General features: G+C 58.1%; 11 protein-coding genes. 2 read left to right on the plus strand and 9 right to left on the minus strand.

The genetic code is table 11. The annotated features are described in order from the left end of the window. Positions 1-277 precede the first annotated feature (277 nt). On the plus strand, positions 278-1,468 hold the full coding sequence (hmpA, locus tag IM303_RS19555) for an NO-inducible flavohemoprotein (protein WP_049001537.1): 1,191 nt from the start codon (positions 278-280) through the stop codon (positions 1,466-1,468). 51 nt (positions 1,469-1,519) lie between these two features. On the opposite strand, the gene glnB is transcribed toward hmpA, so the two are convergent. The 5 genes from glnB to purL form a co-directional block, all read right to left on the minus strand. Next, the gene (gene glnB, locus IM303_RS19560; RefSeq protein ID WP_003860685.1) at positions 1,520-1,858 is read right to left on the minus strand and encodes a nitrogen regulatory protein P-II; all 339 of its coding nucleotides are present in this window, start codon (positions 1,856-1,858) and stop codon (positions 1,520-1,522) included. A gap of 65 nt (positions 1,859-1,923) precedes the next feature. Continuing rightward, positions 1,924-3,261, minus strand: a complete 1,338-nt coding sequence (gene glrR, locus IM303_RS19565; protein WP_028014084.1) for a two-component system response regulator GlrR — start codon at positions 3,259-3,261, stop codon at positions 1,924-1,926. Next, positions 3,248-3,985 (minus strand): two-component system QseEF-associated lipoprotein QseG, encoded by a 738-nt coding sequence (gene qseG, locus IM303_RS19570; protein ID WP_028014085.1) that lies wholly within the window; start codon positions 3,983-3,985, stop codon positions 3,248-3,250. Before qseG ends, glrR begins: the two co-directional genes overlap by 14 nt. A gap of 4 nt (positions 3,986-3,989) precedes the next feature. Further along, complete coding sequence (gene qseE / locus IM303_RS19575; RefSeq protein WP_127334645.1) at positions 3,990-5,414, minus strand: two component system sensor histidine kinase QseE/GlrK; 1,425 nt, start codon at positions 5,412-5,414, stop codon at positions 3,990-3,992. Between the two features lie 533 nt (positions 5,415-5,947). Further along, entirely contained in the window at positions 5,948-9,835 is a 3,888-nt protein-coding gene (gene purL, locus IM303_RS19580) for a phosphoribosylformylglycinamidine synthase (protein WP_048999415.1), read from the minus strand. A gap of 267 nt (positions 9,836-10,102) precedes the next feature. Here purL and mltF point away from each other — a divergent pair, with 267 nt between their 5' ends. Then, positions 10,103-11,653 carry a membrane-bound lytic murein transglycosylase MltF gene (gene mltF / locus IM303_RS19585; protein ID WP_048999416.1) on the plus strand — a complete coding sequence of 517 codons (1,551 nt, stop codon included), beginning with the start codon at positions 10,103-10,105 and terminating at the stop codon, positions 11,651-11,653. Here mltF and tadA read toward each other — a convergent pair. The 4 genes from tadA to murQ are packed head-to-tail and all read right to left on the minus strand — an operon-like array spanning position 11,541 to position 15,010. Beyond that, positions 11,541-12,080, minus strand: coding sequence for a tRNA adenosine(34) deaminase TadA (gene tadA / locus IM303_RS19590; protein WP_032644904.1), 540 nt, complete (start codon positions 12,078-12,080; stop codon positions 11,541-11,543). The two genes, mltF and tadA, sit on opposite strands and share 113 nt — an antisense overlap. Positions 12,081-12,104: 24 nt before the next feature. Continuing rightward, positions 12,105-12,740 (minus strand): phosphatidylglycerophosphatase C, encoded by a 636-nt coding sequence (gene yfhb, locus IM303_RS19595; protein WP_028014089.1) that lies wholly within the window; start codon positions 12,738-12,740, stop codon positions 12,105-12,107. 3 nt (positions 12,741-12,743) lie between these two features. Beyond that, the gene (locus IM303_RS19600; protein ID WP_048999417.1) at positions 12,744-14,105 is read right to left on the minus strand and encodes a PTS transporter subunit EIIC; all 1,362 of its coding nucleotides are present in this window, start codon (positions 14,103-14,105) and stop codon (positions 12,744-12,746) included. Between the two features lie 11 nt (positions 14,106-14,116). Further along, complete coding sequence (murQ, locus tag IM303_RS19605; protein ID WP_048999418.1) at positions 14,117-15,010, minus strand: N-acetylmuramic acid 6-phosphate etherase; 894 nt, start codon at positions 15,008-15,010, stop codon at positions 14,117-14,119. Between the last annotated feature and the right edge of the window lie 31 nt (positions 15,011-15,041).

Raw genomic sequence — 15,041 nt, forward strand, 5'->3', positions numbered from 1 at the left:
TAAATTTTGGCCTGAAAAGGCAGTCCTGTTGGACGACGGGCAACAGTATAACTGAATAGTTCTGTGATAACAGGTCTTGACAAACGATTTTACGCAAACGTTTTCCTTCACGCCACGCAAGGGTTTGAGGAATAAAGATCTCACTATTTCCAGCGGATTTCTTTTCAGGTTTGTGATGCGTATTTTTCATCTTGCAAAGAACCATTTACAAAGCATGGGTATTTTTTATAAGATGCATTTAAAATACATCATTAGGTAATATCAGAAGGAAGCTGCCATGCTCGACGCTCAAACCATCGCTACCGTTAAAGCCACCATTCCCCTGCTGGTGGAAACCGGCCCTAAACTTACCGCCCATTTCTACGATCGCATGTTCACGCACAATCCGGAGCTCAAAGAGATTTTCAATATGAGCAACCAGCGTAACGGCGATCAGCGTGAAGCGCTTTTCAACGCCATCGCGGCCTACGCCAGCAATATCGAAAACCTGGCGGCGTTGCTGCCTGCGGTGGAAAAAATCGCGCAGAAGCACACCAGCTTCCAGATCCAACCCGAGCAGTACAACATCGTCGGCACTCACCTGCTGGCAACGCTGGACGAAATGTTCAGCCCGGGCCAGGAGGTGCTGGACGCCTGGGGTAAAGCCTACGGCGTGCTGGCAAACGTGTTTATCAACCGTGAAGCGCAGATCTACAGCGAAAACGCCAGCAAGAACGGCGGCTGGGAAGGAACGCGCGCCTTCCGTATCGTCGAGAAAACGCCGCGCAGCGCGCTTATCACCAGTTTTGAATTTGAGCCGGTTGACGGCCAGCCGGTGGCCGATTACCAGCCGGGCCAGTATCTGGGCGTATGGCTGAAGCCTGAAGGCTTTCCGCACCAGGAGATCCGCCAGTACTCTCTGACCCGCAAACCAAACGGCAAAGGCTACCGCATTGCGGTGAAGCGCGAGGACGGCGGTCAGGTATCCAACTGGCTGCATAACGAAGCGAGCGTAGGCGACGTGGTTCATCTGGCCGCGCCGGCGGGCGACTTCTTTATGGCCATTGAAACCAATATCCCGGTCACGCTGATCTCCGCGGGCGTGGGCCAAACGCCAATGCTGGCGATGCTGGATACGCTGGCGAAAGCCAACCACAGCGCGCAGGTTAACTGGTTCCACGCAGCGGAGAACGGCGACGTCCACGCCTTTGCGGATGACGTGAAAGCGCTGGGAGCGACCCTGCCGCGTTTCACCGCGCATACCTGGTATCGCCTGCCGACGGAGGCAGACCGCACTGCCGCACGCTTTGACAGCGAAGGACTGATGAATTTAAGCCAGATGGAAGGGGCGTTTAGCGCGCCGGAAATGCAGTTCTACGTCTGTGGACCCGTGGCGTTTATGCAGTATGCCGCGAAGCAGCTGGTTGAGCTGGGCGTGAATAAAGACAACATTCATTACGAATGTTTCGGGCCGCATAAGGTGCTGTAACGCAAAAAGCCCCTCGTTCGAGGGGCTTTTTTTTCGCCGGGTGGCGAATGGTTAAATCGCGGCGTCGTCTTCTTCGCCGGTACGGATACGGATCACGCGCGCCACGTCAAAGACGAAGATTTTCCCGTCGCCAATTTTGCCCGTCTGCGCCGTGCGGATAATGGTATCCACGCAGGTATCGACGATATCGTCGCTGACCACGATTTCAATTTTCACTTTCGGCAGAAAGTCGACCATGTACTCTGCGCCACGATAAAGCTCGGTGTGGCCCTTCTGACGACCAAAACCTTTCACTTCCGTCACGGTCATCCCGGTGATGCCTACTTCCGCCAGCGCTTCACGTACATCATCCAGTTTGAAAGGTTTAATAATCGCATCAATCTTTTTCATGGTGGGTCCTTAAACTCTTGCCTGTAAGCTGCCTCGTAATCGATTGCTCACAGTACCATACGGCATTACTCTTTAAAATCGTTTGCTTCCAGCTCGTGGCGTGAGAGCAGCTTATAGAACTCGGTGCGGTTGCGTCCGGCCATCCGCGCCGCGTGGGTCACGTTGCCTTTGGTGATCTGCAGCAGCTTGCGCAGATAGTTCAGCTCGAACTGGTTACGCGCTTCCGCAAACGTCGGCAAGGCCGTGTTCTCCCCTTCCAGCGCCTGTTCCACCAGCGCATCGCTGATAACGGGCGAGGACGTCAGCGCCACGCACTGCTCAATCACGTTCACCAGCTGGCGCACGTTACCCGGCCAGCTGGCGGCCATCAGCCGTTTCATCGCATCAGTCGAAAAGGCGCGCACGAACGGTTTATGCCGATCTGCCGCCTGGCGCAGGAGGTGATTCGCCAGCAGCGGAATATCTTCCGCACGCTCCGCCAGCGCCGGGATCTTCAGGTTCACCACGTTCAGACGGTAGTAGAGATCTTCACGGAACTCGTTGCGGGCCATCACTTTGGGCAAGTCGCGGTGGGTAGCGGAAATGATTCGCACGTTAATATCAATATCGCGGTTGCTGCCCAACGGGCGCACTTTGCGCTCCTGAAGTACGCGCAACAGTTTGACCTGCAGCGGCGCAGGCATGTCGCCAATCTCGTCGAGGAACAGCGTGCCGCCTTCCGCGGCCTGGAACAGCCCTTCCCGGCTGCTTACCGCGCCGGTAAATGCGCCGCGGGCATGGCCAAAAAGTTCAGACTCAAGAAGCTGCTCTGGGAGGGCACCGCAGTTAATGGCGATAAAAGCATTTTTACTGCGCGGGCTGGCGTTGTGGATCGCCTGCGCCAGGATCTCTTTCCCGGTTCCGCTCTGGCCGTTAATCAACACGCTGACGTCTGACTGTGCGACCATTCGCGCCTGCTCAAGCAGACGCAGCATTATCGGGCTGCGGGTGACGATAGATTCACGCCATGCGTCGTCTCCGGAGGGCGCGGCGTGCTCCAGCGCGCTGTCGATAGCTTTGTAGAGCGCGTCTTTATCTACCGGCTTGGTGAGGAAGCTGAACACGCCCTGCTGGGTTGCGGCGACGGCATCCGGGATTGACCCGTGCGCCGTCAGGATAATGACCGGCATGCCAGGCTGCTGCTTCTGGATTTCGGCGAACAGCTGCATGCCATCCATTTCGTCCATCCGCAGGTCGCTGATCACCAGGTCAATCTTTTCGCGGCTGAGGACTTTAAGCCCCTCCTGCCCGCTTTCCGCGGTCACCACGGTGTAGCCTTCACTGACCAGACGCATCCCCAGCAGCTTTAACAGGCCGGGATCGTCATCCACCAGTAAGAGATGGGCTGGTTTACGGCTCGTCATGCTTCACATCCTCTTGTTTCGGCATATCGCTGTCCGGTGCAGCAGATGAACTACCCGGCTGATATTTACGCGACGAGAGCTGTCTTTCGATATCGGTCAGGTTTTCCAGCTTTCGCGTCGTGGTATCCAGCTGAGTACGTAAATGCTGTTGCTGTTGGCGCAGCGTATCCAGCTCGCTGTCAGTTGACTGCTGTAGCTTGCTGTAGCGGGAGCGCTCTTCAGACAACTGCAGCTGTAACGTCTGCCCATCCCGCCAGAGCTGGTATACCGGGCGCACCTGTGCGGGAAGATTGATCACAAACGTGTCCAGACGGGTCACGTTGGCCCGACGTTCAACGGGTGTAATTTTCGCATCGGCCAGTAAAATCCCACGCTTGAAAGCGTCCTGCCAGGTGTCTTCATCCAGCATCGCCGCCTTCATGCGGGCGTCTACCGGCGCAAGCCGCTGGGCGCAATCTATTCCGCGCAGCCAGAACAGCGGATTATTTTCGACATCATGCCCTGACAGATTCCAGATATCCTCACAGCGGGTAGAGAGGAAATCCGCCAGCTGGTTATCGGGCCATTTGTCTTCCTGTTTACCGCTTATCGCACTTTGCGGCGCATGGGAAACGCACCCCGCCAGAACTAAACAGGGCAGACTCAGGCGACCCGCTTTGCTGGAAAACACCGCGCGTATGGCGCGGAAAAAGACGTGTGACATACTCACCAGATATAGATTCATTTTATTAATTTTTCCGGCTCAGGGGCAGTTCAATACGGAAGCAAACATCTGAACGTTCGTCCGTGGCAATGTTTAGCTCACCCTGCATGCGTCGTATGCAGTCCCGAGCAATGCTTAATCCCAGACCGCTTCCTTTTACCGCGCCTTTCCGCTGATGACTCCCCTGGAAAAAGGGTTCGAAGATCATGGTTTTTTCGTCATCGGGGATCGGGGTGCCGGTGTTTGCGACGTCAATAAACACCCGGGAGCCCTTCGTATAACTTCGGATATAAATGTTACCGGATTCAGTACCATAGTGCACCGCATTGGAGTAAAGATTATCCAGAACGCTCATTAATAGCATGGGTTCAGCCAGGCATGTCGGCGCATTCAGCTCCACCCCGGTATGCATCATTTTAGCTCTTGCCGGCAAGCTATGGGCGGAGATCACCATATCCACCAGTGGCTCAATCTCCACCTCTTCCAGTACCACCGTCCCGTCAGCCAGCTTGCGGTTGTAATCCAGAAGCTGCTCGATCAGCTTTTGCAGGTTGCGGCTGCTGGCGTCCAGAATTTCGACAATCTCTTTCTGCTCCGGAGTAAGCGACCCTGCCACCTCGTCCGCCAGCAGCTCCGTTCCTTCACGCATGCTGGCCAGCGGGGTTTTCAGCTCATGGGAAATATGGCGCAGGAACTGATGACGCTGGGATTCCAGCCACGCCAGGCGCTCGGATAGCCAGATAATGCGCTGCCCGACGGATCGCAGCTCGCGCGGGCCTTTAAAGGCAACCGTATCCCCGAGCGATTTCCCCTCCCCCAGGCGGTTGATCATACGCTGAATACCCTTCACCGGGCCGATGATCATGCGGGTAAAGAGCAGCACCAGCCCGAGGCTCACCAGGAACAGCACCAGCGCCTGCCAGCCGAAGAACTGGCCGCGCTCGGCAATCTCCTGCTGCAGTTGCTGGCCGCGAGAGAAAATGACCGTGCGCGTTGACTGCACCATTTCGGTATTGGCGGCGGCGAATGCCTCAAGGCGCGCGGCGGCAGCCGCATCCGGGCCGCTGTTCTGGCACTGCAGCTGCGCGAGATCGTTCAGATCCTGACGTAACGCCTGATACAGTCTGTCGTCCGGCAGCACGCCCGCGTGGGCATCCAGCATTTCGCTGTAGCGCTTGCGCTGGCTCTGGTAGACCTTCTCCAGCGTCCGATCGTCGAGCACGCAGTACTGACGATAGCTACGCTCCATCTCCAGCGCGGCGTTGGTCATCGCTTCACTGCGTCTGGCATCGATAAGCGTGGTGCGGTTCGTCAGTGCCGCCTGGGCACTCAGCGCGTTGAGGCTCTGCCATGCCTGCCAGGCGAGGATCAGCAGCGGCAGCAGGATCAGCAGAAAGGCCATCATCACGAGCTGTCGCAGGGAGCGGGGAAAAACGGGCCAGCGTTTCAACGCATTACTCTCTTCATGGGGGTTTACGGAGAGCGTAACTGAGTCTGCCCTTCAGATACAACAAAGCCGGGTAAAAACCCGGCTTTGTTATGGAATAAGGCGGTGCCTAACTCGACGTTTCGCCCTGGCCTGATAAAGCATCGCTATGATCAGTAGTTGGACGGCAGGCACCTTTTTGTGCGTCATTCGAAGTTTATGTAGCACGTCCCGAAGGGGCTGACATAAGAAGGTGAATGAGCCACTGGTTGATATTATGCAACACCCATGCCAGAATGCAAAACAAAATATTAACACTTTGAAATATATATCTTTTATTCGTTTAATCTATTTATTGTGCGCTGAATGATTTCCAGGCTAAGTGTCGCTATTAAGCAACACCTTAACGGGAACCTGTCCGGCCATATATAAATCAATGGGTTAAGTGTCTCCAATTGGAGACAGCCCTATACCATCTTTGTCGCAATTTTGCGACACGCATAAAAAAACCCGGTGGCGCTACGCTCACCGGGCCTACAAAGTACCTGCTTTACATCTTAACCCAGCTGTTTACGCGCGTTGCGGAAGATACGCATCCACGGGCTGTCCTCGCCCCAGTTTTCCGGGTGCCAGGAGTTGCTCACGGTACGGAACACGCGTTCAGGGTGCGGCATCATGATGGTCGCGCGACCGCTTTCGCTGGTCACCGCCGTAATACCATTGACGGAGCCGTTCGGGTTCGCCGGATAGGTTTCCGTGACCTTGCCGAAGTTATCGACAAAGCGCAGCGCCACCAGGCCTTTGCTCTCGAGCTGCGCCAGATGGGCCGCATCGCGCACTTCTACCTGACCTTCGCCGTGGGAAACGGCGATTGGCATCTGAGAGCCAACCATCCCCTGCAGCAGCAGAGACGGGCTCTGAGTCACTTCAACCAGACTGAAGCGCGCTTCGAAGCGGTCGGACTGGTTGCGCACAAAGCGTGGCCAGGATTCGCTGCCCGGGATCAGCTCGCGCAGGTTAGACATCATCTGGCAGCCGTTGCACACGCCCAGCGCCAGGGTTTGCGGACGATGGAAGAAGGTCTCGAACTCGTCGCGCACGCGGCTGTTAAACAGAATGGACTTCGCCCAGCCTTCGCCTGCGCCCAGCACGTCGCCGTAGGAGAAACCGCCGCACGCCACCAGCGCATGGAAATCTTCCAGACCGATACGCCCGGCCAGCAGGTCGCTCATGTGGACGTCGATAGCGTCAAAGCCCGCGCGGTGGAAGGCTGCCGCCATCTCAACGTGGGAGTTAACGCCCTGCTCGCGCAGCACGGCCACTTTCGGACGCGCGCCGGTCGCAATGTACGGCGCAGCGATGTCTTCGTTGATGTCGAAGGAGAGCTTCACGTTCAGGCCAGGATCCTGGTCATTCGCTTTCGCGTTATGCTCCTGATCGGCGCATTCCGGGTTATCGCGCAGGCGCTGCATCTGCCATGTAGTTTCTGCCCACCACATGCGCAGCGTGGTGCGGCTTTCGCTGAACACGGCGTGACCGTCGGCCTCAATGACGAAGCGGTCGCCCTGAACGGCTTTCCCCAGATAGTGGACGCAGTCTGCCAGACCGTGCTTCGCCAGAATCGCTTCCACCGCCTCGCGGTCTGCGGCGCGAACCTGAATCACCGCACCCAGCTCTTCGTTAAACAGCGCCGCCAGGCGGTCTTCGCCAAGCGTTGCAATGTTCGCTTCCACGCCGCAGTGGCCGGTGAAGGCCATCTCTGCCAGGGTCACCAGCAGGCCGCCGTCGGAACGGTCATGGTAGGCCAGCAGCTTGCGCTGTGCCACCAGCGCCTGAATTGCGTCGTAGAAACCTTTTAGCTGCGCCACGTCGCGCACGTCGGCTGGCTTGTCGCCAAGTTGACGGTAAACCTGCGCCAGTGCGGTGGCGCCCAGCGCGTTGTGGCCCTTACCCAGGTCAATCAACAGCAGGGCGTTATCTTCGGTCGCCAGCTGCGGCGTAACGGTATGGCGCACGTCTTCCACGCGGGCAAACGCGGTGATCACCAGCGACAGCGGAGACGTCATCTCGCGCTGCTCGTTACCCTCCTGCCAGCGGGTTTTCATCGACATGGAGTCTTTACCCACCGGAATGGTCAGGCCGAGGGCTGGGCACAGTTCCTCACCCACCGCTTTCACGGCTTCATACAGGCCAGCGTCTTCACCAGGGTGACCGGCTGCCGCCATCCAGTTCGCGGAAAGTTTGATACGTTTGATGTCGCCAATCTGCGTCGCCGCGATGTTGGTCAGCGCTTCACCAACCGCCAGTCGTGCAGAGGCGGCGAAGTCCAGCAGCGCGACCGGGGTGCGTTCACCCAGCGCCATCGCTTCGCCGTAGTAGCTGTCGAGGCTCGCGGTGGTCACGGCGCAGTTCGCCACCGGGATCTGCCACGGGCCAACCATCTGATCGCGCGACACCATACCGGTCACGGTACGATCGCCGATGGTCACCAGGAAGGTTTTCTCAGCGACAGCCGGCAGGTGCAGCACGCGATTAACGGCTTCTGCCACGGTGATGCCCTGGCGATCCAGCGCTTTGCCCGCCGCTTTACGGGTCTGCACATCGCGGGTCATCTTCGGCGTTTTGCCGAGCAGCACGTCCAGCGGCAGATCGATAGGCTGGTTGTCGAAATGGGTGTCGCTCAGAGTCAGGTGCTGCTCTTCGGTCGCTTCACCGATGACGGCATACGGCGCGCGCTCGCGGCGGCACAGCTCGTCAAACAGCGGCAGCTGGTCGGCCGCAACCGCCAGCACATAGCGCTCCTGGGATTCGTTACACCAGATTTCGAGCGGGCTCATGCCCGGCTCATCGCTCAGGATATCGCGCAGGTTGAAACGGCCACCGCGACCGCCGTCGCTCACCAGCTCCGGCATAGCGTTGGACAGACCGCCCGCGCCCACGTCGTGGATGAACAGAATCGGGTTAGCATCGCCCAGCTGCCAGCAGCGGTCGATCACTTCCTGGCAGCGACGCTCCATCTCAGGGTTGTCACGCTGCACGGACGCGAAGTCGAGATCCGCATCAGACTGGCCGGAGGCCATAGAGGAGGCCGCACCGCCGCCCAGACCGATGTTCATCGCCGGGCCGCCCAGCACGATCAGCTTCGCGCCGACGACGATCTCGCCTTTTTGCACGTGATCGGCACGGATGTTGCCGATCCCGCCCGCCAGCATGATCGGTTTGTGGTAGCCACGCAGCTCTTCGCCGTTGTGGCTGTCCACCTTCTCTTCGTAGGTACGGAAGTAACCGTTCAGCGCCGGACGGCCAAATTCGTTGTTAAACGCCGCGCCGCCCAGCGGACCTTCGGTCATGATATCCAGCGCGGTCACGATGCGCTCTGGCTTGCCGAAATCTTCTTCCCACGGCTGTTCAAAGCCAGGGATGCGCAGGTTAGAAACGGAAAAGCCGACCAGACCCGCTTTTGGTTTCGCCCCACGACCGGTCGCCCCTTCGTCACGGATTTCGCCGCCGGAGCCGGTCGCCGCACCCGGCCACGGAGAAATGGCCGTCGGGTGGTTGTGGGTTTCCACTTTCATCAGAATATGCGCAGGCTCCTGATGGAAGTCATAGCGCCCTGCTTCGCGATCGGCGAAGAAGCGGCCCACCTCGGAACCTTCCATCACCGCGGCGTTGTCTTTATAGGCAGACAGCACGTGGTCAGGGGTTTGTTCCATGGTGTTTTTGATCATTTTGAACAGCGACTTCGGCTGCTGTTCGCCGTCGATAATCCAGTCGGCATTGAAAATCTTATGGCGGCAGTGCTCAGAGTTGGCCTGCGCGAACATGTAGAGTTCGATGTCGTTCGGGTTGCGGTTGAGCTTAACGAACGCGTCCTGCAGGTAGTCAATTTCGTCTTCTGCCAGCGCCAGGCCGAGACGCAGGTTGGCGTCAATCAGCGCCTGGCGGCCCTGCCCCAGCAGGTCCACGCTCTGTACCGGCGCAGGCTGATGATGGGAGAAAAGCTTCTGTGCGTCATCAAGAGAGGCAAACACGCTCTCCATCATGCGGTCGTGCAATTCAGCCGCAACCGCCTGCCACTGCGCGTCGCTCAGGGTAGAGGCTTCGACGTAGTACGCTACGCCGCGCTCCAGACGGTTAATCTGGCTCAGGCCGCAGTTGTGGGCAATGTCGGTGGCTTTGGAAGACCAGGGGGAGATGGTGCCCGGACGCGGCGTCGCAAGGATCAGTTTGCCGGTTGGCGTATGGCTGCTCAGATTTGGGCCATACTTGAGCAGGCGTTCCAGCTGTACGCGCTCCTCTGCATTCAGGGGGGCATTCAGGTCAGCAAAATGGACATACTCAGCGTAAATATTGCTTACCGGAAGGTCGGCCGCCTGAAAACGTGCCAGCAGTTTGGTAATACGGAAGGCAGACAGTGCAGGCGAACCACGCAGAATTTCCATCATAAGTCTCTCGTCTTCGAAGCGCCGGGGCGCTTACAGTGTGCGCAAGGGGGGAAAACGGGCGTCATTATAGAGAATCCTGAGCGCCGACGAAACCGTTTGCGTCGAAATAAAATCGACTTCAGCGTTTAACAATAGATGTGACCTGTCTCTCTAATTGGTTGCCAAGTGGCGCAAGTTTACGCAAAATGCCGCTCATTCAATGACAAACCTTATGATTAACATGGCTACAGCAGACTGAGGCAACCGGCGTCGCAGAGAATTAACTAATTGAAAAAATTAAAGATTAATTATCTGCTCATCGGCATTGTAACGTTGCTGCTGGCAGTGGCCCTCTGGCCTTCCATCCCCTGGTTCGGCAAAGCCGAAAATCGTATCGCCGCCATTCAGGAGCGGGGGGAACTGCGCGTCAGTACCCTCAACTCTCCGCTGATTTACAGCGACATCAACGGCAAAATTATTGGTCTGGATTATGAGCTGGCGCAGCAGTTTGCCGATTATCTGGGCGTGAAGCTTAAAATTACCGTCCGCCAGAACATCAACCAGCTGTTTGACGACCTGGACAACAACAACGCCGATATCCTCGCTGCCGGGCTGGTCTATAACAGCGAGCGCAGCAAGAACTACCAGCCGGGCCCGACCTACTACTCCGTTTCCCAGCAGCTGGTTTATCGCGTCGGGAGCCTGCGCCCGCGTACGCTTGCCTCGATCAACGCGCAACAGCTGACGATTGCTCCCGGCCACGTAGTGATTGACGACCTGCGTGAGTTAAAGGAGAAAAAATACCCGGATCTGAGCTGGACGGTTGACCCTAAACTCGGCACGACGGAGCTGCTGGAGCAGGTCAAAGATCAGAAACTGCCCTACACCATCGCCGATTCGGTGGCGATCAGCCTGTTCCAGCGGGTGCATCCTGAAATCGCCGTGGCGCTGGACGTGACGGACGAACAGCCGGTGACCTGGTTTACCCATCTGGATGATGACCAGACCCTCTCGGCGGCCATGCTGGATTTTTATAACACCATCAATGAAGACGGCACGCTGGCGCGACTTGAGGAGAAGTACCTCGGCCACGGGGATGACTTTGACTACGTTGACACCCGCAGCTTCCTGCGCGCGGTTGACAGCGTCCTGCCTGACCTGCAGCCGCTTTTCGAAAAATATGCCCAGGAGATTGACTGGAAACTGCTGGCGGCTATCTCGTACCAGGAGTCCCACTGGGACACCCAGGCCACGTCGCCAACGGGCGTACGCGGACTGATGATGTTAACCAAAAATACCGCGCTGAGCCTGGGCGTTAACGACCGCACCGATGCGGAACAGAGCATCAGCGGCGGGACGCGCTACCTGCAGGATATGATGGCTAAAGTCCCGGAAACCGTGCCGGAAGAAGAACGGATCTGGTTTGCGCTGGCGGCCTACAACATGGGCTACGCGCACATGCTTGACGCGCGGGCTCTGACGGCGAAAACGAAGGGAAACCCGGACAGCTGGTCAGACGTAAAACAGCGCCTGCCGCTGCTGAGCCAGAAGCCATGGTACAACAAGCTGACGTATGGCTACGCGCGCGGACATGAAGCCTACGCCTACGTGGAAAATATACGTAAGTATCAGATTAGCCTGGTCGGCTATCTGCTGGAGAAAGAGAAAGAGGCAACAGAGGCAAAACAGCTGGCGGAAAGTTATCCGGTTGTGGCGCCGGACGAGCTTAATCATCCGACAACTTCAATTCTGCCTTTTGTTGCTTTTTCTGCTGACGGCGCATTCGAAAGAAATCGCTTAATAGCCCCGAACACTCTGGTGCAAGTACCCCACCGATAGTCTGCACCTGATGATTCATTCCGGGATGACCCAGCACGTCCATCAGTGAACCGGCCGCACCGGTTTTTTCATCCCGCGCTCCAAACACCAGGGTACCGATTCGGCTGTGCACCATCGCCCCGGAGCACATCACGCAGGGTTCAAGGGTGACGTACAGGGTGGTATCGAGCAGACGATAGTTTTGCAGCACCAGCCCGCCCTGACGAAGCGCCATAATTTCGGCGTGCGCGGTAGGATCGTGGCGGCCAATAGGACGGTTCCACCCTTCCCCAATCACCCGGTTGTTATGAACCAGCACCGCGCCCACGGGCACTTCGCCCTCGTCCCAGGCCCGTTGAGCCAGCGCCAGCGCGTGGCGCATCCAGTATTCATGATTGTGTTCTGAGGTGGACAAGGATTGATACTCCAGTCGAAAAGCGGGCGGCATTATACACAGCCCTTACAGATAACACTATTCGAGTTGCTGAAGTTCACCGAGGGGAGTAACGCGCCAGCGGTGCTGGCAAAAATAGAGCAGCGGGTTGTCCTGCTTGCTGTCGCTGTAGCCGCTGTAAAGACGCAGCGGCGTGCCGATGCGTTTTTCCAGCTGGACAACTTTTTCATGCCCCAGACAGCGCATCGTCAGGACCCAGCCGCCGTAGCCGCGGGAGATTTGCGTGGCGATAAGATTTACGCGCGGCAGCCAGGGGGTATCAAAGTAGACCTGCTCCACCAGCGTCTGCGGGGAGCCGGTAATCAGCCAGATATCGGCATCGTTGGCGTCAAGATAGCTGGTCAGGCGCGCCTGCACCACGGGAAACGCGGCAACGTGGCCGCGGAACCAGAGAGCGAACTCCTTTTCGAGCTGTTTGAGCCGCGCTTCGCTGTGGCCAAACGTACATCCCCACAGCAGCAGGCTCATCGGCCAGCGCGCCGCCCGGCCTTTTACCAGCAGCGCGATGCCAATGAGGGGTAAGAGCGGTAAGACGAGCAGCGCGTTCAGAGGCTGACGCCGCAGCAGGTAGCGCATAAACGTACCAAACATATCCTGCTGATGCAGCGTTCCATCCAGATCGAAAAAGACAACGCGACGCTCGTGATTGGCCAAACCTTACTCCTCTGGGTCGTTGAATCCTAACAGCCAGGTAAACAGGAACCCGGCGATCACCGCTACTAAATAGCCTAACAGATAGAGCATGACTTTTCCGGTCACGATGGTTAATGCCAGCGGTAAACCGGAGAGACCAAAGGTGATAACGGTGGCGACTTTCCAGTAGCTAATGAGTGCCCCGCCTACAGCGCCCCCCAGACAGGCCGCAAGGAACGGTTTACCCAGCGGCAGCGTGACGCCGAATATCAGCGGCTCGCCAATGCCGAGCAGCCCGACCGGCAGCGCCCCTTTAATCACTTTTTTCAGGCGCGCGTTGCGGGTTTTCATCAGGACGGCAATCGCTGCCCCCACCTGCCCGACGCCCGCCATCGAGAGAATAGGCAGCAGCGCGTTATAGCCGTGCGCCTGCACCAGCTCGACGTGGATCGGCACCAGCCCCTGATGCAGGCCGGTCAGCACCAGCGGCAGGAAGGTACCTGACAGCACCGCCCCCACCAGCAGGCCGCCGCGGTCGATAGCCAGAGACGCGCCGTGGGCGATGGCGTCAGAGATCCACCCGCCTAGTGGCTGAAGGACCACAATCGCGACGCTACCGGTAATTAACGTGGTCAGCAGCGGGTTGAGGATCAGCTCAATCGAGCCAGGCAGAACCGCGCGTAGCTTTTTCTCGATCCAGCACATAAGAATAACCACCAGCAGCACGGCAATCACCCCGCCGCGACCAGGCTGGAGCGCCTCGCCAAACAGCGTGATTTGCGCCAGCTGCGGGCTGGACAAGATCCCTGCCATCACGCCGCCCATTGCCAGCGAGCCGCCAAACACCTTCGCAGTATTGACCCCGACCAGGATGTTCATAATGGCAAACACCGCGCTGCCGAAGATCCCGAGAATGCCCAGCAGGTTCGGATACTGCGTGGCAAAATCCCCGACAATATCTGGCCGCTTGAGGATGTTGATGATCCCGGTGATCAAGCCGGAAGCTATAAACGCCGGGATCAGCGGGATAAAGACGTTTGCCAGCTGTCGCAGCGCATCGCTCATGGGAGCTTTGTATTTGGCCTTCGCCTGCGCTTTGGTGCGTTCAGCGTCGTCAACCGTCACGCTTGTACCGCCGACCATCAGCGCGCGCATGGCGTCGACAACCTGCGCCGCCTTGCCCGGCCCGACGATCAACTGGTGTTGCTGCCCCTGTTTCACGTAGCCACTGACGCCGGACAGCTTCTTCAGGCCCGGCACGTCAAGCTGATCGTCGTTATGCACCTCGACGCGCACGCGCGTCATGCAGTTTTCCAGACGCTGAATATTTTTCTCCCCGCCTATCCCCTGCAGGATATCGCTGGCGAGCGCTGCTGTTTTGTCCATAAACGCCTCTGCTAGTTTTCTAAAGCCGCCCGTAAGAAGCCGTTGTGCGCGTCGAGTTTGGCTCGCGCAGCCGCCGCGTCCAGCCCGCTTAAGATCATCAAAATGGCTGGTTTTACGTCGTGATCGGTCTGCCTGAGCACCGCTTCTGCCTCTTCACGGCCCGCGCCTGTCGCCTCCATCACCATGCGGCAGGCTCTGTCCACCAGCTTGACGTTGGTGGCCTGCATATCGACCATCAGGTTCTGGTAGACCTTGCCGAACTTCACCATCGCACCGGTGGAGATCATATTGAGCACCAGCTTTTGCGCGGTCCCGGATTTCAGGCGCGTGGAGCCGGTGAGCGCTTCCGGCCCAACGACCGGAGAGATGGCGATAGCGGCCACCTGCGCAATCGGCGAGCCGGGGTTGCAGGAGATGGCGACCGTCGTGCAGCCGGTCCGGTTGGCGTATTCCAGGCCGCCAATGACGTACGGCGTGCGCCCGGATGCCGCCAGGCCGACCACCAGATCGTTCGCCGTCAGGTTCAGATCCTTCAGGTCATCCTCACCCAGCTGTTTGTTGTCCTCCGCCCCTTCAACGGCCTTCAGCAGCGCGCCGGGACCACCTGCAATCAGGCCAACCACCAGGCCGTGCGGAACGCCAAAGGTGGGCGGACATTCCGAGGCATCCAGCACCCCGAGACGCCCGCTGGTACCGGCCCCCATATAGATAATGCGACCACCGACCTTAAGAGCTTCCGCCGCCGCATCGACCGCTTTCGCCACCTCTGGCAATGTCTCTTTCACTGCCTGCGCTACCAGCGTATCCTGTTGATTAAAGCGGTTAACCAGCTCCAGGGTGGAGAGCGCATCCAGATCCATGGTTTGCGGGTTACGCCTTTCAGAAACAAGTGAGCCAAGATTCATTTTTTGTACCTCAAGAATTTTTAATTCATAA

It is taken from the genome of Enterobacter cloacae complex sp. P38RS (genome assembly GCF_014930775.1).
GTDB classification, from domain to species: Bacteria; Pseudomonadota; Gammaproteobacteria; order Enterobacterales; family Enterobacteriaceae; genus Enterobacter; species Enterobacter bugandensis.